18 protein-coding genes are annotated in these 20,869 nt (G+C 35.9%); 2 read left to right on the top strand and 16 right to left on the bottom strand.

Annotation, left to right across the window (positions count from 1 at the left end; all coding sequences use genetic code 11):
- Window positions 1–263: 263 nt before the first annotated feature.
- From RBU59_RS19170 to RBU59_RS19125, 10 genes are all read right to left on the bottom strand, one after another.
- Window positions 264–887 (bottom strand): cytidylate kinase-like family protein, encoded by a 624-nt coding sequence (locus RBU59_RS19170; protein WP_308144085.1) that lies wholly within the window; start codon window positions 885–887, stop codon window positions 264–266.
- A 53-nt stretch (window positions 888–940) separates the two neighbouring features.
- Window positions 941–1,651: an ABC transporter ATP-binding protein gene (locus RBU59_RS19165; protein WP_308144084.1), complete on the bottom strand. Its 711-nt coding sequence runs from the start codon at window positions 1,649–1,651 to the stop codon at window positions 941–943.
- A 196-nt stretch (window positions 1,652–1,847) separates the two neighbouring features.
- Window positions 1,848–2,606 (bottom strand): ABC transporter ATP-binding protein, encoded by a 759-nt coding sequence (locus RBU59_RS19160; protein WP_308144083.1) that lies wholly within the window; start codon window positions 2,604–2,606, stop codon window positions 1,848–1,850.
- Window positions 2,607–2,624: 18 nt separating this feature from the next.
- Window positions 2,625–3,623 carry a branched-chain amino acid ABC transporter permease gene (locus tag RBU59_RS19155; protein WP_308144082.1) on the bottom strand — a complete coding sequence of 333 codons (999 nt, stop codon included), beginning with the start codon at window positions 3,621–3,623 and terminating at the stop codon, window positions 2,625–2,627.
- A 7-nt stretch (window positions 3,624–3,630) separates the two neighbouring features.
- Complete coding sequence (locus RBU59_RS19150; RefSeq protein ID WP_308144081.1) at window positions 3,631–4,509, bottom strand: branched-chain amino acid ABC transporter permease; 879 nt, start codon at window positions 4,507–4,509, stop codon at window positions 3,631–3,633.
- 315 nt (window positions 4,510–4,824) lie between these two features.
- Entirely contained in the window at window positions 4,825–5,970 is a 1,146-nt protein-coding gene (locus RBU59_RS19145) for an ABC transporter substrate-binding protein (protein WP_308144080.1), read from the bottom strand.
- 310 nt (window positions 5,971–6,280) lie between these two features.
- Window positions 6,281–6,538: a hypothetical protein gene (locus RBU59_RS19140; RefSeq protein ID WP_308144079.1), complete on the bottom strand. Its 258-nt coding sequence runs from the start codon at window positions 6,536–6,538 to the stop codon at window positions 6,281–6,283.
- Window positions 6,539–6,597: 59 nt separating this feature from the next.
- Window positions 6,598–7,275: a hydrolase gene (locus RBU59_RS19135; RefSeq protein WP_308144078.1), complete on the bottom strand. Its 678-nt coding sequence runs from the start codon at window positions 7,273–7,275 to the stop codon at window positions 6,598–6,600.
- 153 nt (window positions 7,276–7,428) lie between these two features.
- Complete coding sequence (gene clpX, locus RBU59_RS19130; RefSeq protein ID WP_308144077.1) at window positions 7,429–8,880, bottom strand: ATP-dependent Clp protease ATP-binding subunit ClpX; 1,452 nt, start codon at window positions 8,878–8,880, stop codon at window positions 7,429–7,431.
- Window positions 8,881–9,301: 421 nt separating this feature from the next.
- Complete coding sequence (locus tag RBU59_RS19125; protein ID WP_308144076.1) at window positions 9,302–10,966, bottom strand: S1C family serine protease; 1,665 nt, start codon at window positions 10,964–10,966, stop codon at window positions 9,302–9,304.
- A gap of 356 nt (window positions 10,967–11,322) precedes the next feature.
- Between RBU59_RS19125 and RBU59_RS19120 the strand changes: the two genes are divergently transcribed.
- Both RBU59_RS19120 and RBU59_RS19115 read left to right on the top strand, forming a co-directional pair.
- Window positions 11,323–12,741 (top strand): undecaprenyl-phosphate glucose phosphotransferase, encoded by a 1,419-nt coding sequence (locus RBU59_RS19120; protein WP_308144075.1) that lies wholly within the window; start codon window positions 11,323–11,325, stop codon window positions 12,739–12,741.
- A 201-nt stretch (window positions 12,742–12,942) separates the two neighbouring features.
- Entirely contained in the window at window positions 12,943–13,968 is a 1,026-nt protein-coding gene (locus RBU59_RS19115) for an LCP family protein (protein ID WP_308144074.1), read from the top strand.
- A 193-nt stretch (window positions 13,969–14,161) separates the two neighbouring features.
- Here the strand turns inward: RBU59_RS19115 and RBU59_RS19110 are convergent, their stop codons facing one another.
- The 6 genes from RBU59_RS19110 to RBU59_RS19085 form a co-directional block, all read right to left on the bottom strand.
- Window positions 14,162–15,352 (bottom strand): CDP-glycerol glycerophosphotransferase family protein, encoded by a 1,191-nt coding sequence (locus RBU59_RS19110; protein ID WP_308144073.1) that lies wholly within the window; start codon window positions 15,350–15,352, stop codon window positions 14,162–14,164.
- A gap of 122 nt (window positions 15,353–15,474) precedes the next feature.
- Window positions 15,475–16,644: a glycosyltransferase family 1 protein gene (locus RBU59_RS19105; RefSeq protein WP_308144072.1), complete on the bottom strand. Its 1,170-nt coding sequence runs from the start codon at window positions 16,642–16,644 to the stop codon at window positions 15,475–15,477.
- A 59-nt stretch (window positions 16,645–16,703) separates the two neighbouring features.
- Window positions 16,704–17,957, bottom strand: coding sequence for a CDP-glycerol glycerophosphotransferase family protein (locus tag RBU59_RS19100; protein ID WP_308144071.1), 1,254 nt, complete (start codon window positions 17,955–17,957; stop codon window positions 16,704–16,706).
- 15 nt (window positions 17,958–17,972) lie between these two features.
- Window positions 17,973–18,368, bottom strand: coding sequence for a glycerol-3-phosphate cytidylyltransferase (gene tagD / locus RBU59_RS19095; protein WP_308144070.1), 396 nt, complete (start codon window positions 18,366–18,368; stop codon window positions 17,973–17,975).
- Window positions 18,369–18,589: 221 nt separating this feature from the next.
- The gene (gene leuA / locus RBU59_RS19090; RefSeq protein WP_308144069.1) at window positions 18,590–20,269 is read right to left on the bottom strand and encodes a 2-isopropylmalate synthase; all 1,680 of its coding nucleotides are present in this window, start codon (window positions 20,267–20,269) and stop codon (window positions 18,590–18,592) included.
- A 267-nt stretch (window positions 20,270–20,536) separates the two neighbouring features.
- The gene (locus RBU59_RS19085; RefSeq protein WP_308144068.1) at window positions 20,537–20,800 is read right to left on the bottom strand and encodes an HPr family phosphocarrier protein; all 264 of its coding nucleotides are present in this window, start codon (window positions 20,798–20,800) and stop codon (window positions 20,537–20,539) included.
- Window positions 20,801–20,869 lie beyond the last annotated feature (69 nt).

The following is a 20,869-nucleotide window of genomic DNA, read 5'->3' as shown; positions in this document are numbered from 1 at the left end:
ACCATTTGGGCTTTGGTTTGTCTAGCAACCTTACCCACCTAATCGCCTTATCAAGTTTCTGTACGTAGGCTCAAGAACTTTGCTACACCACTTCCTTCATCCATACCATTACTGATACCAACTTGTGGTTCGCTACACTTGGCGGTAAATACCCGCGACTGGACTTGCACCAGTTAGATTAGTGCCATGCTTGGCACACTAGTAAAGGAGGACAGCTTAAACTGTCCTCCTTAAAAAATATTAATATCTTAGATTATTATCCCTTACATCTGAAACCGGATATCCAGATAATTCTTAACAATCTGAACCCCTTTATCAAACCCTAATTGCTGGCTGTTTAAACATAGATCATAGTTTTTGGCATCTTCCCAATTACGTCCGGTATAATATTTATAATATTCCGCACGGCGTTTATCGGTTGCTACTACTTTCTTCTCTAATTCCTTAGCAGGCAAGCTGAACATATCGGTAAGCCTTTTTACACAATCTTCTAAGGAAGCATGAACGAAAATTTTAACTACATTATCCATATCTCTTAAGATATAATCCGCGCACCTACCTACGATAACACAGGATTCCTGTTCGGCAAGCTGTCTTATCACCTTGGCCTGGTAATTAAATAAGTTATCATTTGAAACAAAATCTTCACGGTCAGGGGGAATCAATTGCCCTTTATATTCTTTTCTTGCGATACGGTACAAAAGGCTTTGCCTTAACTGTTCATCCGCTCTTCCGAACAATTCTTCATTAATCCCGCTTTCATCCGATGCAAGACGTAACAGTTCACGGTCGTAAAAATGAATTCCCAATTCTTCCGCCAGCATCTTACCTATCGTTTTACCGCCGCTGCCGTAACCCCTTGCGATTGTAATTACATAGTGCTCCATTGTAACCCTCCTTAACTCATATCTGCGTGTCTTAACACGCATAAATTTCAGGATTATTCACCCAAATAAGCTTTCTTTACAGAATCATTGTTCATAAGTTCTTTCGCATCACCCTCTAAAACAATTTTTCCTGTCTCTAAAACATATGCACGATTCGCAATGGATAATGCTTTTTTTGCATTTTGTTCCACAAGTAAAACAGTCGTTCCGCTTTCACTGATTTCTTTGATAATATCAAAAATTTCGGATACAAACAGCGGAGATAATCCCATTGAGGGTTCATCCATTAAAATAATTCTGGGATGGGACATTAAAGCACGCCCCATAGCCAGCATCTGCTGTTCACCGCCGCTTAAAGTACCGGCGATCTGATTTTTACGTTCATTTAAACGTGGAAAACGCTTATAAACTTTTTCTATGGTATCTTCAATTTCCTTTTTATCTTTTCTTGTATAGGCTCCCATTTTTAGGTTCTCAAGTACGGTTAACTCCGCAAATATTCTTCTTCCTTCCGGTACATGGGCCATACCCAGAGAAACGATACTGTGAGCAGGAATCTTTGTTAAATCATTTCCTTCAAACTGTATACTTCCTGACTTGGCAGCTATCAGACCGGTTATGGTATGAAGAATCGTAGTTTTGCCAGCACCGTTCGCACCGATTAAAGCAATTACTTCTCCTTCGTTAACTTCAAAAGAGATTCCTTTAATTGCCTGTATAATTCCATAATAGACCTCCAGGTCTTTAATTGTCAACATTGCCATGGAAATTCCTCCATTTCTTTCCCCTATTATTGTTACTATTCACAGCCCTGCCAAAAAAACGGCAGAACTGTGAACGTAACACGCTTCGCGATGCACAAAAACGGTAAAAACACCGTTTTGCGCCGTTTAACTCGGGATTTTCGTGTAAAGCACACCCGAAAACACCTCGCGTGATGCGGCTGTAAATAGTACCCTATTATTCACCAAGATATGCTGTGATTACCTCCGGATTATTTAAAACTTCTTCCGGAGTTCCTGCTGCAAGCTCCGTACCAAAATTCAAAACAAGTAGTTTTTCACAAATTCCTGTTACCAGTTTCATATCATGTTCAATTAATAAAATGGTTATTTGATAACGGTCTCTAACCAGGCGGATGGTATCCATTAATTCTGCTGTTTCATTAGGATTCATACCGGCAGCCGGTTCATCTAATAATAACAGTTTCGGATTGGTTGCCAAACCTCTGGCAATCTCTAATTTTCTTTGTTTACCGTAAGGTAAGTTACTTGCTAAGTAATCCGCCTGGCCATCCAAGTCGAATACCTTTAAAATTTCCATTGCTTTCTCATCCATCTCTTTTTCAGCCTTAAAATAACCGGGCAGTCTGATAAAACAGGTTGCCAGAGAATATTTTTTCTGGTTATGAAGAGCTGTCTTAACGTTATCCAGAACACTCATTTTTTTAAATAGACGGATATTTTGAAACGTTCTTGCAATTCCTGCCTGGCAAATTTCAGAGGGGGATTTACCAACAATATTAACTCCGTCAATTTTAATAGTTCCGTCCGTTGGGCGGTATACGCCGGTCAAAAGATTAAAGATTGTGGTTTTACCTGCCCCATTGGGTCCTATTAAACCATAAAGCTGACCCTTCTCTATATTAAGATTTACATTATCAACTGCTCTAAGTCCTCCAAAGGAGATCCCTAAATTCTTAACTTCCAATAAAGCCATATTATCCACCTTCTTTTCTTATTTTCCTTTACTCTTGGCAAGTAAGGGAATCTTGGGCAATTTACCGCTCTCTTCCAGTCTGGTACGAAAACCGGAAGAATTAAACAACATCATTGCAATTAATACGACAGCATATAATAACATTCTAAAATCATCGGCTGCGCGAAGCATTTCAGGTAATATGGTTAATATTATTGCTGCAATAACAGAACCACGGATACTTCCCATTCCGCCAAGCACAACAATAACAAGAATTTCAATGGATTTATTATAATCGAAATCGCCGGGTTTTACGATGCTTAGATTATGTCCGTATAATACACCGGCCACACCGGCAAAAAATGCCGCAACAACGAAAGCCATAATTTTATAACGGCTGACTTTAACACCAATGGATTCTGCTGCAATATAATTATCACGTATGGCTTTGATCGCTCTTCCGTGTCTGGAATTTACAAGGTTTGTAATAACTAATAAAGTGATAATCATAATTACATAAGTCCAGGTATAATTAGAATATCGGGGAATCTGCTTTAATCCCATAGCACCGCCCGTAATTCCCATAAAATTAACAAGGGAACGAATAATTTCACCAAAACCAAGGGTTACGATTGCTAAGTAATCCCCTTTTAACCTTAGTACCGGCACACCAATAAGAATACCAAAGACAGCAGCCACCGCACCGCCTAAAACAATTCCAATAAAAAATTCTATGGCTTCCGGCATGTTGGCATAAAGCGTAAAAATAGCTCCGGCATAAGCTCCGATTGCCATAAAACCTGCATGACCTAAAGATAATTCTCCCAGAAAACCTGTAGTCAAATTCAGGGAAACTGCTAATATGATATTAATACCAATAGGTACTAATAAGGACTTAGCCTGACGGTTTAATATTCCGCCTTCCACTAAAACAACTAAAGCGATATATACGGCTATGATAACTCCTAAAGTAATGATGTTTTTCTTATTTACTATATTATTTTTATTCTGAATATTGCCATTAATCTCTTTACTCATATCCCACCTACACTTTCTCAATTCGGTTCTTTCCTAAAAGACCGGACGGTTTTACTAAAAGAACCAGAACTAATACACCAAATACAATTGCATCTGCAAGTTCGGTAGAAATATATGCTTTGGATACACTTTCGATTATACCAAGTAACATACCGCCGATCATAGCACCGGGTACACTTCCGATACCGCCTAAAACTGCGGCGACAAAGGCTTTAATTCCCGGCAAAGCTCCCAATGTAGGTTTAATGGATTGATACTGGCATACAAACATGATACCAGCAACAGCAGCCAGAGCAGAACCTATGGCAAAGGTCATGGATATGGTTTTATTTACGTTAACACCCATTAGTTCAGCAGCTGCCCTGTCTTCCGATACAGCTCTCATGGCACTTCCTGCTTTTGTTTTTGTTATAAACAAGGTTAAGGCTACCATACAAATTAAGGTAACAACTAATGTCACTATTGTTACGCCGGAAATAGTTACCCCTCCGATGTTAACCGATTTTATCTTAATAATTGATTGAAAAGTTATAGGATTTGCATTAAATATTAATAATGCAATACTTTGTAACAAAAAGCTCATACCGATAGCCGTAATTAATACTGCAAGCGCCGGAGCTTTTCTAAGCGGTTTATAAGCTACTTTTTCTATTGTAATTCCCAGAACAGCACAAACTACTATTGTTAACAATACTGCCGGTATAACCGGCATATTTAATCCTGCTGTTGTTACGTATAATGTATATGCCCCAACCATAATGATATCTCCATGGGCAAAATTAATCATTTTAGCAATACCGTATACCATGGTGTATCCTAAAGCAATTAATGCATATATACTTCCGGAACGTAATCCGTTAATTAATTGTTCTATTATGCTTACCATTAAATATCACCTCTTTCTCCTTTTTCACCTAAGATTCTTCGCTAAACTCAGAACATCCTCTTCCTAATGCAGTGTTCACCAAACACTGAACTTGATCTGCGCCAAGCGAAGAAGCTCAGATTTTACATATGTAAAACCTTTATGAATTACAAGAACAAAAGGAAGTCTTTTTGATAGAAGTACAAAATTATTCTATCATGTTATAAAATTTCCTTTTGTTCTTTGCAATTCCGGATTTCTTGTTATTCGATTTATATTATTAATAAGTGTTCTTCATTTGTCAACAATATTATTCAAATAATTCATTTAAATGAATTATTTTGTTAATGACGTATATTCACCATTTACAATTTTAACAAATTTAACACCTTTATTCGGTTCACCGTCAGCAGTGAATGTAACATCACCGGTAAGTCCGCTTACCTGGATTTCAGTCATGACTTTAATTAAATCTTCACTCTTAGTAGATCCTGCTTTTTCCAACGCTGCTTTTATTACATATACAGAGTCATAACCGTCTGCTGCAAACTGATCAGGAACAGCATTGTATTTTTCCTTATATGCAGCTGCAAAAGCCTGAATTTTAGGATCTGTATCTGTTGCGTAGAAAGGACTTAAGAAAGTAGCGCCCTCTAATACTTTAGGGTCTACAACCTTAGCTAATACACCATCCCAGCCGTCTGAACCGATAAAAGGAAGATTCATACCAAGCTCGGCAGCCTGAGTCGTAATATAGGCAGCATCCTGATAATAAGCCGGAACAAAGATAATCTGTGCATCGGTTCCTTTAATGGTGGTTAACTGAGTTGTAAAATCTACCGCATCCGTTACGAAAGCTTCACTGGCAACAATTTCGCCTCCGGCTTTCGCTACTTCATCTGCAAAAGCCTGCATAACACCGGTACTGTATTCATCTGCATTATTGTAAATAACTGCTATCTTAGTTAATCCTAAGTCTTTCACCGCATAGTCAGCCATGGTAACACCCTGAACAGGATCGGTAAAACATAAACGGAATGCATTGTCATAAGCTGTTAAGTCCTGTGCAGAACCGGACGGAGTAATCTGGAAGATACCATCCGCATTGGTCTGTTCCGCAATAGCAAGACCTGCACCGCTGGTAACGGTACCAAGTAATGCCTGGATACCTTTATCCATTAAACTGTTATAAGCTGACATTGCAGTATCACCGGATGCTTCATCATCAGCAAAATTTAGTTTTAACTGTAAAGTTGAGTCACCGACTTTTACTCCTCCTGCCTTGGTAATTTCATCGATTGCAACCTCAGCACCCTGTTTAACTGATACACCATAAGATGCTGCAGCTCCGGTTAACGGCCCAAGTCCGCCGATAAGAAATTCTGTAGAGCTTCCCGCTTTCTTTCCGCAGCCTGCTAAAGAACCTACTGCCATAGCACTGATAAGGCCTAAACATAAAACTTTTTTGATTGTTTTTTTCATAAAGTTTCCTCCCTTTAATATATTATTAGATAATGATATCCTTTACATTGTTCACCGCTTTGAACTTATCTCATAGTAATGCGCTAAAGTAACAGGGTATAGAACTATGTCAATTCTTTCATTAACTAAAGAATCGTGTTTAGATAGAAAAGAAGGCGTTCCAATAGAGTATTACTGAACGCCTTTATTCTGCATATATATTACTATTGTAACAGATATTTGTCAACTGCTAATTTACCAGTAAATTAATGGTTATCGGGTATTTTAGAGCCGAATATCCATATCTTTCAAACAGTTCTCCCAAGGGATATTACTCTCTCGTTTCATTGTCGTGGTTTATAAGTTCGCCTCCGCATTTATCACAAAAGTCCAGGCCGACCAGGGTAATTCCACCGCAGTCCGGACATATCATCTTTTCTGGTAATATTTCCAGCTCAACAATCTCATACTCCTGTTCTTCCTTAACCTTTTCAGATTCAACATTCTGATTCAGAGTTTCATCCTTAGCTGTGCTATTCTGAATTTCTTTTTCCTGTGATTTCCTTTTCCGTTTATTTAATATGAACATAATAATCCTCACATTCCTGCGGGTAATATTTTAATTATAATCAATAAGTACTTATATAACTAGATGATGTTTTCCTCACTACGGTATTTGTTCATCAGCTTCTTAAATATTTCTCCATTGGAAGGCGGTGTATAGGTTATTGCATTCGCACCGGCCTCTATGGTATTAACAATACTTTCCTCTGTAGGTCCTCCTGTGGCTATGATAGGTACCTTAGGATATTCCTCTCTGATTTGTCTGACAATTTCAATCGTTTTGGAGGCTCCTGATACATTAATAATGTCTGCACCGGCTTCCAATCTGCTCTTAATGTCAGTTTTTTCAGATACTACGGTTATTACAATAGGAATATCTATTTTCAGCTTTAAGTATGATATGGTCTCATTAGGAGTTGGAGCATTTAAAACAACTCCCACCGCTCCCTGAAATTCAGCGTCTTCCGCCAGATTAAGTACTCTTACGCCGGTCGTCGTACCGCCCCCGACACCGCAGAATACGGGTACATCGGAAACATTGATTATGGAATGGGTGATAATGGGTTGTGGTGTAAATGGATATACCGCTATTACTGCATTGGCATTGCAGTTACGAATTATAGCTACATCTGTTGTAAATACCAGGGACTTAATTAATTTACCAAAAATACGGATACCGCTTGCCTGATCGATAACCTGAGGTACCCGGATCATATGTTTCCTGAGATTTCCGTCTATCTCCGGCAAATGTTTATCTTCCATACATGCTTCCTCCCATTCGAACTATTTAAAGACCATGCAAACTTATACTGGACTCGCTACTTTTCTACTAATCCATTGTCATATTTTTACAAAAATAACCTGTCCTTAACTTTCAAAATAATCAAAGTTCGGGACAGGTATTATCGGTTTTCTTTAATTATTCTGCTCTAACATGGGAGTAAATGGTTTCGTTCTGCTTCCTCTCATTTCAATATACGGAACTCCTCTTTTCTCAATATAATCCCCTGTTATGACTACTTTCCCGATATTATCATCCTTAGGTATCTCATACATAATATCCAGCATAAACTCTTCTATTATGGCGCGTAATGCTCTTGCCCCAGTCTTTTTTTCCAAAGCTTTCTGAGCAATTGCTTCCAAAGCTCCGTCATCAAACTCCAGTAAAACCTCATCCAAGAGAAGAAGTTTCTGATATTGTTTTAAAATAGCGTTTTTTGGCTCACGTAAAACCTTAACCAGCATATCTTTGGTAAGCCCCTCTAAGGTAAATATAATAGGAAGACGTCCGATAAATTCCGGTATCATCCCAAATTCCCTGAGGTCATCTACAATAACTTTCTGTAAGATGTTAGGGTCACTGTCATACTTATCTTTTAGATCGGCAGAAAAACCAATGGAGGACTGTTTATTCAATCTTGTTTTAATAATATTCTCAAGGTCCGGAAAGGCTCCGCCGCATATAAATAATATATTTCTGGTATTCACTGTCGTCATAGGAACCATGGCATTTTTGCTGGACGCCCCCACAGGTACTTCTATGTCGCTGCCTTCTAACAGTTTCAACATACCCTGCTGCACCGATTCACCGCTTACATCTCTATTATTGGTATTTTTCTTTTTCGCGATTTTATCGATTTCATCAATAAAGATAATTCCCCGCTCTGCTTTTTCCACATCATTACCGGCTGCCGCAAGTAGTTTTGAAACAACACTTTCCACATCATCGCCGATATATCCGGCTTCTGTAAGTGAAGTCGCATCCGTAATGGCTAAAGGTACGTTAAGAAGCCTTGCAAGTGTTTTAACTAAAAAAGTTTTACCGCTTCCGGTAGGTCCAATCATTAACATATTGGATTTTTCTATTTCAATCTCATCCATTGTATTGGTAGCTACCCGTTTATAATGATTGTATACGGCAACAGAAATCACCTTTTTAGCATACTCCTGCCCAACAATATATTCATCCAATTGTCCTTTTATGATATGAGGTGACGGTATGTTCTTAATGTCCAGAATATTTTCTTCCTCTATCTTATCCTCTGCCGGTTTTTTCTTCTTAATCTTCTGGCTTTTTGGAATCTCATTCTGAAGATTATTTAGATTCATCATATTAGGAGGGAAACCCATCATATCCATATAAGGTGTCCCACTGTTATTTATGGTATCAAAAGTTTTCTGCATGCAATCTGAACAAATACATATATTATTTGGTATTCGGATCATTTTACCGACTTTGCTTTCCGGTCTCCTGCAAATATAACAGACAGCTTCATAATCATCCTTATCTTTTTTTTCTTGTGTTTCTTTCCCCTGGGAACTGCTGTTTTTAATATCTATATCATCATGTAAAAAATCATCAGCCATTTATCTTATCACTCCTTATCCTGTGCAAATCCTGTTAGTAGTACAACCCTGTCCGAAGTGTTATGAATCCCCCAGACATTGATATTATTATATCGTACACCGAACAGGTGTACAATAGCAGAATATTTAAATTTTTATAAACAATTATAATAGAAAACATAAATTTTTCTAATTCATATCTTTTATTCAATTCCTATTCAGTCACTGTAGTATTATAATGAAGTCTTTCTTCTTTTTCTATTTTAACACAAATAAATACAAATTTCACTAGAAATGTAAATTATTTGAAAAATCGGTATTGTTTCTTAAAATTAAATATAACCGGATAATGCTTTCCCGTAAAATTTCTTATCCTTTCTCTACGTTAAAGCAATCCCCGGTTATTTTAACCTGATAAATTAATTATTCAATCATTATAGAATTAATTTTTTTTCGTCTCCGGATTTTTACCCAGATTTACAGTAATCTGTTTTTCTGTAAATTTACCGTTAGCACTTCTCATAACTGTTACTTTTATATCCGTACCTACTCTATAGGAGGTTACTTTCTCTCTTAATTGTGTACCTGCAGTTATTTCTGTGTCATTTACTTTTGTGATAATATCTCCGGCAATAATACCTGCTTTTTCAGCACTTCCGCCTTCTACAGTAGATTTGACATAAACACCTACCGGCCAGTTGTAGGTACTTGCTATATCTTCCGTTACATCTTCAATATATACACCAAGATATCCTTTTTCAGTATCTTTTAATATTTCACGGTTTTTTAATTCATTTATTATAGGTAAAGCTCTTGAAATAGGAATGGCAAAACCCATGCCCTCAACTTCGCTGGAAGCATATTTAACCGTGTTTATACCAATTACTTCTCCATTGAGATTTAATAGTGCGCCACCGCTGTTACCTGGATTTATCGCTGCATCGGTCTGCAACAATACCATCGTCTTGTCTTCTAATTTTACTTTTCTGTCTTTCGCACTGATATATCCTACAGTTGTAGATTGTCCGTATCCTAATGCATTACCAATTGCTATAGCCATTTCGCCGACTTTAACCGATTTCGAATCACCTAGTTTAGCTACTTTTATGGTAGAAAGAGTAGCATCTTTAATTGTACTAAGATCTATAGAAATAACCGCCAGGTCTGCTACCGCATCAGTTCCCTTTATAATCGCAGTTGCTTCGGTGCCGTCTATAAATTTTACTTTAATAGGATCTGCTCCTTCAACAACATGATTGTTGGTTGCTATCAATAATTCCTTATCATTCTTACCTACGATAATACCGGAACCACCGCCTTCGTTCTGCTGATCAAACTGTTGTCCAAACCAGTCATAGGATTGCGTATAAGTAGTGGTAATCGTTACGATTGATGGCATTGTAGCATCTACTACATCTGTAACATCGGTTTTTTGCTGAATTCCTTCCTGTGATACCGTAGTTGCTGCTATTTTTTTATTTACAGAATCAGATAAGCTTAACTGAAATCCCCCAAAAGCTCCCTTATCCCCATAGGCACGAATAGAAATCGGAGCCGCATCCGGATTAATTTCATAATAAGCCAGGTTAAAACCAAGAAAACAAGCTCCTGCAACAACACCAAAAACCGCTGCTCCTAATACAAATTTAACTGCCCTCTTGAATACATTGGGTTTTTTCCTTATGTTTCCATTTTCTTCTGACATTTCAAATACATGACTTGGGTTATTATTATAAGAACTGGAAAACTGTTCGCTTTGATAAGCTGAGCCTGATTCATTCGGGTTAGAAGCTGCAATCTGCTCGGCCCAGAAACTATAAGGAGCAGAGGTATTCTGACTCCCCTCACCTGAATTATTTTGAGTTAAATCACTTGTTATATTTTGACCCACACCAATTGGACTATTTTGTGCAGCATTACTTGTATATTTAACAGTATAATCTTCATTGTCACTGCCTGTAATACTGCTACTATTATTGTTTTCAAAATGATGAAATCCGGTACCACTTTGATTCGTCTGGTCATATTGTGTATTGGAATTGGACTGATCATTCTGATTATTTTGGTTATTTGAGTTATTTGTGTTATTTAAAAAATCATCTGACATAGAAACGCTCCATCCTTTCTTAAGGTACCCATTCCTGACGTTACTTATATTTATCGTACCTTTTTTCATATATCAAGAAATAAACTTAATTTATTATTTTATGGTTTTATTTTAACAGTATTTTGTGTATAGTTTGTGAAAATAAATGAAAATATTTGTGTTTGCATCCGGCTTGTATTTCAGCTTGTATATACATCCTGTTTCTAATTCTTAAGATTCCTACATTAAATATTAAGAATTTTGTATATTGTGGATTGGCATTGAATCATGTATTATATTAGTGATGCTTTATGACAATACTTTAGTAGAATATACCAAGATATAAGAATGCCTTTCTACCGGCTATGGTGATAATTATGATAAAAGATAATCAAAAGACATTTAATAGAGTTCATGTAATAATTGATGGATTTTTACTGGCGTTATCCTATGTTGTATCCTATTATTTAAGGTTTTACAGCCCGCTGCGCAGACTGCTGAAATGGGACCCGAATGCCTGGTTTTATACTCTTCCTGAATACTCCACAATATTATTCTTTTTAATACCGGGTTATTTAATTATTTATTATTTATGTAATTTGTATACGCCGAAACGTGTGCAAAGTAAACGGATCAGTTTTTGGAATATTATTAAAGCTAATTTTTTAGGTACCTTTTACTTCACCTTTATTCTTTATATAATAAAGGAAAGTAATTATTCCCGTTACATGATATTTATCTTCTTCATTGTAAATATCATACTGGATACGGGTTTTCGTGCCATATTAGACTATTCCCTGAAAACAGCCCGCAAAAAAGGCTATAATTTAAAACATATTGTTTTAGTCGGTTACAGCCGCGCTGCGGAAGAATATATTGACCGTATTCTGGTAAATCCTCAATGGGGATATTACATCCACGGTATTCTGGATGATAACATGGAACGTGGAACCTTATATAAGAACATTAAGGTCATTGGATCCATTGATGATCTGTTAGAAATACTCCCCCAAAACCAACTGGATGAAATCGCTATTACCTTAAGCATTGATGAATACTCAAAACTGGGACGTATTGTAGGTATCTGCGAAAAATCAGGCGTACACACTAAATTTATACCGGATTACCAGAACTTTTTCCCCACTGTTCCCTATACTGAGGATCTTGATGGCCTACCGGTTATCAATATTCGTAATGTACCTTTGAGTAATACCTTTAACCGTGTTATTAAACGGGCAGTTGATTTATTTGGTTGTATCTGTGCATTAATTATTTTTGGAATACCTATGATAACAGTTGCTATTATCATTAAAGTCACTTCACCGGGTCCGGTTATATTCAGTCAGGTACGGATAGGACGGCATAATAAAGAGTTCAAAATGTACAAGTTCCGTTCTATGGAAGTGCAGACGGAAACCAAAGAGAAAAAAGCCTGGACAACCTTTAACGATCCCCGTGTTACTAAGATCGGCAAGATTATTCGTAAAACCAGCATAGATGAATTACCGCAGTTATTTAATGTATTAAAAGGTGAAATGAGTTTAGTGGGTCCCCGTCCGGAACGACCGTTTTTTGTAGACAAGTTTAAGGAAGAAATTCCTCGTTACATGATTAAACATCAGGTTCAGCCGGGAATGACAGGCTGGGCACAGATTAAAGGTTTTCGCGGAGATACCTCCATCCGCAAACGAATCGAATGTGATTTGTATTATATTGAGAATTGGACTTTTGCGTTAGATTTCAAAATTTTGTTTCTTACCGTATTTAACGGATTTATTAATAAAAATGCATATTAAAAACCGGAAGAAACACGCTTTGTCAGTTTCTTCGGTTCGCGTGGGCGTTCGAATTATTGCAACCAAGCTTGCTAATTCTCACTTTGCTTTCGCGGAAATAATAGGGCTTGCCGCAAAAATGATTTAGTGACAGGATATAAAAATGTTACTAAATCATTTTTACGGCAGCCCATTCAAAATTAGAAGGGTCAGGATAGCTTTATGAGTAAGAAAAAAAAGAGAAAAAGATTAAAAAGGAAGGTACTTCTGTTTATTGATTTAATACTTTTAATAGTAGTCGTTGGATTTGGTTATTTCATTTTTATTACTGGTAAAACACAATTGGATACCAGCGGAGATGGAGCCATTGTAACTAACAGCATAGATAGTGAGGAAATCGGCGGTTACCGTAATATAGCCATATTTGGCGTAGATTCCAGAGATAATGCACTTGAAAAGAGTACCCATAGTGATACCATCGTAATTGCCAGTATAAACCGGAAAACAAAAGATATCAAATTAGCATCCATCTATCGCGATACTTATTCTGATATACCGGGTAAGGGTTTTGATAAAATTAATGCGGCGTATTTTAAAGGTGGTTATCCTCTGGCATTAAATACTATTAATACAAACTTTGACTTAGATGTAAAAGAATACCTTACCGTAAATTTTGATTCCGTATGTAAAGTAATTGATTTGTTAGGCGGAATCACTCTGGATATAACGAAAGAGGAATTAAAATATGTCAATGGTTATACCAAAGAATTAAATAAAATAAACGGAACTAACGTAGGCAAGATGAAATCAGCCGGCACTCAGTTAGTTAACGGTACCCACGCAACGGCTTATGCAAGAATCAGGTACACTGCCGGAGGTGATTTTAAACGTGCCGAACGTCAAAGGCTTGTTATTCAAAAGATTTTTGAAAAAGCTAAAAAGGCAGATATATTGACCATCAATTCCATTGTGAATGAAATCTTTCCACAGATTTATACCAATTTGGATTCTATGGATATGTTAAGTCTCGCTAAGGATATTCTTTCTTATAATATCGTAGATGAAACCGGTTTTCCGTTTGATAATGTAGCTGAATATTATAATAAAATTTCTTATGTTTTTCCGGTCGATTTAGCTGCTAATGTAACCAAACTCCATAAGTTTTTATTTGATGATGACGCGTACGTACCTTCTGCTAAAGTACAGGAAACCAGTGGGAAGATTCTTGAAATAACAGGTAAAAAATAGTATTTAATTAATAACTTCATATAAATAGAAAACTATGATAGATCTTAGATAACAAAATATATAATAGCTTAAGATAACAAACTATAATAGCTTAAGTAGATATAAAGGCCCCGGGAATTAGTAGATGACACTTAATTCCTGGGGCTTTTTGAATATTTGATAAATAAGCCTTATCATATTGTAACACTTTAAATTAATGTTTTATGGTCTTAATAATCCTTTCCACTACTTGTTTAGAGGCGTAACCATTCTCATATATTGCTAGTTTATTTAAAAATGCTTCAATATTCTCTAAATAATTATTATAATCAAAATTATTGATATTTGTTATCAATTCCTCTTTTGTAACTGCTTTCTGATATGGAAGAGATTGATAATTAAAATAAAACCCTCTTTCTTTCTCATATTCTTCTACATCTGAGGCATATAAAAACACAGGTTTTTTCATAAATGAAAATTCAAACATTATATTGGAATAATCCGTTATTAGCAGGTCACTCACCGCCATCAGCTCGTAGATATCCCTGTAATGAGATGCATTGATTATTTTAGTATTATATCTTATAAACCCGCTCTGTCCGGAAACTAAAGGATGCAGTCTGACTGCAATAATCCATTTACCACCGAATTTATCTTCCAAAGCTTTTAATAATGTATTAAAATCCAATTGGTAAGGTTCCGTATTATTATCCCCTTCTCTATAAGTAGGGGCATAAACAGCTATTTTTACCTCAGGGTTTACGCCAAGACGTGTCCTGATTTTAGACTGTGTCTGATTTGAAGGATTCAGCAGAATATCATTTCTTGGACTACCGCATTCTAATATCTCCCCTGTATACCAGAAGCTGTTTCGGTACATCTTAGTACAGAAATTGCTGTTGGATATATAAAGATCCGTAATTGCAGAATCTCTTCTAGCGTTGGTTATATACTTTGGTCCTAATTTATCCGCATAATCTTTTTCTATTTTTTTCAGGGCTATACCTCCATGCCAGGTCTGTATATAATATTGCCCTTTTCTTTTTCGTATGTAATTTTCTTTACGGTTATTATCAACCCAGACCCTTGCTGTGGCCAAGTTAAAGATAGCTCTTATAGAATTAGTCTTTAGTACCGTAATTCCTTTGGGCGCATAAGCAGAATCCGGATGATTCGCAATGAAATAAATATCAAGACTGTTTACTTTATCCTTTTGCTTTGCTAATTCTTCTGCAACATACTTCGCATTATCTCCAAACCCCCATATATTACAGATTGCAACACTTCTTTTTCGGATCGGAAAGAGATGAAATATATGAAATAATGTTACAATCCAGACATATCTTATGTTTTTTAATATTTCCAACACCCATTTGGGTAACATTTGCTTTATTCGATTTCTCATCTTACACCCCATGCATTTCACAAGTTTACTTGCAAAAATGTCTAAATAGAAAGTGAAAATTGCTTTTCATTTTCACCTAACGCTCCAAACATTATCATTGTATTTAAGGGCAATGTCATAAGCTATAGTAATCCGTTTAAAATATCACTAAATTCTTTCGCGGATTTCTGCCAGCTTAAAGATTTCAGGTAATCACCCGAAGTATTATGCATTTCTTCTAATATCTGCGGTTTCTTAATTACTTCTTTCATTTTAAGATATAAATCTTTATAGGAAAGTGAAGTCAGGATTGCACTGTTATCAGGGAAGAAATAAGGAAATGTGCCATCTTCAAACTCAATTAACGGTAATCCGGTAGCTAACATTTCATAAGGCACAAGGGATATATTACTCATGGAAGCTACCATACCAAAATCGGATCTTTTATACAATGAAAGTAATTCCTTTTTCGATAACATGCCCAGATTTTCTCCTGCATCACAACGAAAGCTTTTATCCTCTCCAAAATATTTAATATTCAGAGTGATGCCATCTCTTTTAAACTCTTCTTTAACTTGTCTTAATAAATATTGAGTTATACATGGCAACCTTTTACCGTAATATTTTAAATATACTGCCAGTGTAAATTCTTTTTTCTTTGCATAGGCAGCATAATCTCGATTACAGGTTGGATATTCACGGCTCTCATAAGGAAATTCGATCTCGTCCACAGGGGAGATAATCTTACAGTTTTTCTCCACCATTTCTTTATTCCATGGCCCCAAACTTACCATATGAAGTCCTTGCTCATAAGTTTTTTTAGCCATTAAAAACAGCTCTCCAAAAGAATAAAAATAAGGTTCGTAATCCTGTATAAAATACATTTTATAACCTTTCATTTTTTTAGCAAAAGCAACCGTATCCCAGGAACTGGCTATAACAATATCAGAATTCAACTTGTCCAGATACTTGTTCGTATACATTTCTCCCTCATAATTGCTCAAATTACTGGAAGAACACTCTATCATATCAGATTTTGTCTGAGGTTTATATACGATATAACCTACTTGATATCCCAACTTAGATAATTCTGTTCCTAATCTTAATATGGAAGTCTGACCTCCGCTATATTTTGCCATACGTTCTATTACAAATGTGATTTTATTAATTTTAGAAGGCTTATTATTGCTTATAGCGCCGGGATCATAATTATCAAGTCTTGAGTTCACCTGTCTTTTTTCTACCGTGGCCTGAAGGCTGTGAGAAATTCCTTTTACCTTGATTTTTAATATACTTTTCCATTTATTGATCATACCTAATTACCTTTCTCCACAGTTATTTTAAACTGAATCATATCCTATTTTAATTTAGATTAGGACTTTGCATAGAGATCCTGAATCAACTGTACTACTTTTTCAGAGGCTTTCCCATTATCAACGTGATTATATTTATTATGAAATGTTTCATATTGTTTCGCATAATCTTCTGCACGATAGGAAAGAATAGAATGAATCAGTTCCTTTGTAGTACAAGAAATCGGACCCGGAGCTTCTTTTAGAAAATCAAAATAAAAACCTCTCAATTCATTTTTATATTCTTCTAAATCGTAAGTAAAGAAAAACATCGGCCTCTTTAATAAACTGTAATCAAACATTACGGAAGAATAATCTGTTATAAGCAGATCGGAAACCAGATATAATTCTGCTATATCATCGCACATATCATATTTATAAACAAAATCTGTGTATGCAGACCAATCCAGGTTTTCCTTTACCAGATAATGGTACTTAACGATGCACACATAATCCTGACCCAACTTTTCCCTGAATAAATCAAAATCCAGAGCTTGGCTGAATTTATAAGCACCTTTTTCGAAATACTCATTATCTCTCCAGGTAGGTGCATATAAAATAATCTTCTTATTAAGGGGTAATCCCATCTTTTTCTTTAACCTAATAATATTTTCCGAATTGTTACCATAAAATAATATATCATTTCTCGGATAGCCAATTTCCAACATGGTCTTATCAAAAGCGAACGCTCTTCTGAATACTTCAGTAGAAAACTTGTTTTGTGATATTAAATAATCCCACGTCCGGGTATTTTTATAAAAGTTATGATGGTATTTTTCAATATCAGTTTCTCCGGCCATATTGACGGAGTCCATATCCAGCGCTAATTTTTTTAGCGGTGTTCCATGCCAGGTCTGAATATAATGGACACCTTTCCGCTTAATTATATAGTTTGGCTGCCTGCAGTCGCTTACCCATATCCCTGCTACCCCCATAATAAAGAAATACCAGGTTCTTGTCCTTCTTATCTTTTTAGCATTACCTGGAATATACGTATTTATATCATCTAACATAAAATAACAGCGATATTTTTTATCTAATCCCTTTCGTACCATTTCTTCATAGATACTTTTTGGATTACCGGTATAATTTCGTCCCATATTACTTTCAAAAACTATCATATTCTTTTGAACAGGAATTATCTTTGTTTCTATTCTATAAGCTGCTATTACGACCGTTTTAGCAATTCTTTTTGCTATTTTAAAAGCTTTTTTAAATTCCTTAATATTCTTTTTAATCTTCTTTTTTACTAGATCAGGTGATGGAATAACCATGTAAGTTTCTCCTGCTTATTTTTTTCCTAAGTGTAGGTCATTTTTTATTTTTGAAGTAGAGATTCCCTCTGTTCTTGGCAAATAGACAACCTCACAATAGTCTTTCAGAAAATCAAATTCGCCTTTCCAATCATCTCCCATTACGAAAACATCAACCTTGTTATCAACAACATCTTTTACCTTTTGCTCCCATGTGTATTCAGGAATAACTTCATCTACATATTTAATTGCTTCAAGAATAATTTTTCTATCTTCGTAAGAGTGATAGGCGGTTTTGTGTTTTATCGCATTAAATTCGTCAGAAGACAAAACAACAATAAGATAATCTCCTAATTCTTTTGCCCTTCTTAATAAATTAATATGCCCAACATGAATCAAATCATAAGTTCCATAAGTAATAACTTTTTTCATAGTACGCATTACCTTTCTTCTTCTATTTATTTTTAACTTATAAGGATATATAAGTTTTATCCAATTGTATTAAAATATATTGTAATCCCAAGACAAATTACATGTTTGCTTAAAAAATGTCCAAACAATAGAAAACAGAGGACACAACAAGTACGTATACTTGCACGTGCTGCATCCTCCATTTGTTAAGCCTCATTCTAAAATCTATAATTCTGAAGTATTTATTTTTTTAATCTGTTCACAGCACTAAAGACTGCTCTAATAGAAGCTCTGGTTATATTTGAACTTATACCAACACCAAAAACTGCTTTACCGCTTTCTATATCCAAAATGTGGACATAAGCAGCTGCCTGTGCATTAGAACCTTCACCAAGTGCATGCTCCGAATAATCAAGAATTTTAATTTGTATTCCTAATTCTTTCTGAAGGCCTCTTTGTACCGCATCAATAGGACCATTACCGGTTGCCTCATATACTTTTTCTACGCCGTTATCTGTATAGGTAACAACGGTTAATGTATCAAAGGAATCATCACCTGCAGAATCTTTATCTGATAAATCTTCAATTTTGCACTTTTTAAAATGAAGAGGTTCTTTCATATCCAGATAATTTTTCTTGAATTCCTGCATAATCTGTTCAGGAGTCACTTCACCACTCTTTTCGGAGATGGACTGGATTACATTGGCAAATTCCTTATGCATTCCTTTCGGCAGTTTAAATCCATAATTAGTTTCCATAATAAAAGCAACACCGCCCTTACCGGACTGGCTGTTAATACGAACAATCGGCTCATATTTTCTACCAATGTCAGATGGATCAATAGGAAGATAAGGTACTGACCAAATCTTGCTCTTTCTTTCATTCATAGCCCGAACACCTTTATTAATAGCATCCTGATGAGAACCGGAAAAAGCTGTAAAAACTAATTTGCCGGCGTAAGGATGCCGTACATGTACGGGTATCTTACAGCAGCGTTCATAGACCTCTATAATATCATTAATATTATCTAAATTTAATTCGGGATTAATACCCTGAGAAAACATATTGTAGGCTATCGTTAATATATCTACATTACCGGTCCTTTCACCGTTGCCGAATAAAGTTCCTTCGATACGGTCGGCACCAGCGAGTAAAGCTAATTCACTGCCAGCCACACCTGTTCCTCTGTCATTGTGGGGATGTACACTTAAAATAATGCTATCTCTATTTTTAAAATGATTATTCATCCATTCAATCTGATCTGCATATACATTGGGAGTATTCATCTCCACTGTAGCAGGCAGATTAAAAATTATCTTATTATCAGGGGTTGGTTCCCATACATCAGAAACCGCGGTGCATATATCCAATGCAAAGTCAAGTTCTGTTCCCGTAAAACTTTCCGGTGAATATTCTAATATGATTTTACCAGGAAAATCCTTGGCATATTCTTTCACCAGCTTAGTTCCCTCTACTGCAATCTTTTTAATTTCTTCTCTATCCATTCCAAATACTACATCCCTCTGAAGAGTGGATGTTGAGTTATAGATATGAACGATTGCGGTTTTAACGCCTTGCAAAGCTTCAAACGTCCTTTTTAATAAATGTTCACGGCACTGTACTAATACCTGTACAACCACATCATCAGGAATTAATTTTCTGTCGACTAACTGTCTTAAAAAATCAAATTCAATCTGAGAAGCAGAAGGGAAACCAACTTCGATTTCCTTAAAACCTAATTTAACCAGCATATTAAAAAATTCAACCTTCTCTTCTACTACCATAGGTTCAATTAATGCCTGATTACCATCTCTTAAATCTACACTACACCAGATTGGTGCTTTTTCTATCTGCTTATCCGGCCATTCTCTTTGTGGCAAATTTACTACGGGTACTCTTTGATATCTACTAAAATTCAACATGGTATATCCTCCTTATGTTTTACACTGGTTGATTGCAACATGTAAATCACAAATGCCTGTTTAACAAACACCTGGATTTACCAATTGGAAGTGTTTATTTACTACGGAGTCGGTATATCACGCTGTATTTTTTTACAATAAATAACTTGGCATTGTCTATTCTAGCCCCATCCTTATCATTCCTTTGCTATGTTTAATTTATGTGTTCTTCATTATATCATTGTAAATCCAATATTACAACCATTATTTTCTGGAGCTCAGTCTGTATTACTCCCCCAGACCGGATTCAATGGCTTTTATAAGGGCAGTTAAAGCTTCGTTCTCATCCTCACCTTCACAGACAAGTTCAATTTCATCTCCGGTTTTTATACATGCACCTAATACTCCTAAGACACTTTTAGCATTGGCAGTCGTATCTTTAAATTTTATATTTATCCTGGAATGAAATTCTATGGCTGTTTTGCATAGTATTCCAGCCGGCCGTAAATGTAATCCGGTAGGATTTTTAACTACCACTTTACCACTTACCATTCTTCTACCTCCTATAAACCGCCTTTGGTTATTTGTATGTATTCAATCCGTTAACCGACTGCTATTTTA

The sequence above is a fragment of the Anaerocolumna sp. MB42-C2 genome (genome assembly GCF_030913705.1).
Classification (GTDB): Bacteria; Bacillota; Clostridia; order Lachnospirales; family Lachnospiraceae; genus Anaerocolumna.
The sequence above is the reverse complement of the archived record's forward strand: the minus strand, read 5'-3'. Positions and strand labels throughout refer to the sequence as shown.

What these genes read in the sequence shown, in the direction of transcription:
- RBU59_RS19170 (WP_308144085.1), bottom strand. Translation starts at nt 887, where the DNA reads ATGGAGCACTATGTAATTACAATCGCAAGGGGTTACGGCAGCGGCGGT.
- RBU59_RS19165 (WP_308144084.1), bottom strand. Translation starts at nt 1,651, where the DNA reads ATGGCAATGTTGACAATTAAAGACCTGGAGGTCTATTATGGAATTATA.
- RBU59_RS19160 (WP_308144083.1), bottom strand. Translation starts at nt 2,606, where the DNA reads ATGGCTTTATTGGAAGTTAAGAATTTAGGGATCTCCTTTGGAGGACTT.
- RBU59_RS19155 (WP_308144082.1), bottom strand. Translation starts at nt 3,623, where the DNA reads ATGAGTAAAGAGATTAATGGCAATATTCAGAATAAAAATAATATAGTA.
- RBU59_RS19150 (WP_308144081.1), bottom strand. Translation starts at nt 4,509, where the DNA reads ATGGTAAGCATAATAGAACAATTAATTAACGGATTACGTTCCGGAAGT.
- RBU59_RS19145 (WP_308144080.1), bottom strand. Translation starts at nt 5,970, where the DNA reads ATGAAAAAAACAATCAAAAAAGTTTTATGTTTAGGCCTTATCAGTGCT.
- RBU59_RS19140 (WP_308144079.1), bottom strand. Translation starts at nt 6,538, where the DNA reads ATGTTCATATTAAATAAACGGAAAAGGAAATCACAGGAAAAAGAAATT.
- RBU59_RS19135 (WP_308144078.1), bottom strand. Translation starts at nt 7,275, where the DNA reads ATGGAAGATAAACATTTGCCGGAGATAGACGGAAATCTCAGGAAACAT.
- clpX (WP_308144077.1), bottom strand. Translation starts at nt 8,880, where the DNA reads ATGGCTGATGATTTTTTACATGATGATATAGATATTAAAAACAGCAGT.
- RBU59_RS19125 (WP_308144076.1), bottom strand. Translation starts at nt 10,966, where the DNA reads ATGTCAGATGATTTTTTAAATAACACAAATAACTCAAATAACCAAAAT.
- RBU59_RS19120 (WP_308144075.1), top strand. Translation starts at nt 11,323, where the DNA reads ATGATAAAAGATAATCAAAAGACATTTAATAGAGTTCATGTAATAATT.
- RBU59_RS19115 (WP_308144074.1), top strand. Translation starts at nt 12,943, where the DNA reads ATGAGTAAGAAAAAAAAGAGAAAAAGATTAAAAAGGAAGGTACTTCTG.
- RBU59_RS19110 (WP_308144073.1), bottom strand. Translation starts at nt 15,352, where the DNA reads ATGAGAAATCGAATAAAGCAAATGTTACCCAAATGGGTGTTGGAAATA.
- RBU59_RS19105 (WP_308144072.1), bottom strand. Translation starts at nt 16,644, where the DNA reads ATGATCAATAAATGGAAAAGTATATTAAAAATCAAGGTAAAAGGAATT.
- RBU59_RS19100 (WP_308144071.1), bottom strand. Translation starts at nt 17,957, where the DNA reads ATGGTTATTCCATCACCTGATCTAGTAAAAAAGAAGATTAAAAAGAAT.
- tagD (WP_308144070.1), bottom strand. Translation starts at nt 18,368, where the DNA reads ATGAAAAAAGTTATTACTTATGGAACTTATGATTTGATTCATGTTGGG.
- leuA (WP_308144069.1), bottom strand. Translation starts at nt 20,269, where the DNA reads ATGTTGAATTTTAGTAGATATCAAAGAGTACCCGTAGTAAATTTGCCA.
- RBU59_RS19085 (WP_308144068.1), bottom strand. Translation starts at nt 20,800, where the DNA reads ATGGTAAGTGGTAAAGTGGTAGTTAAAAATCCTACCGGATTACATTTA.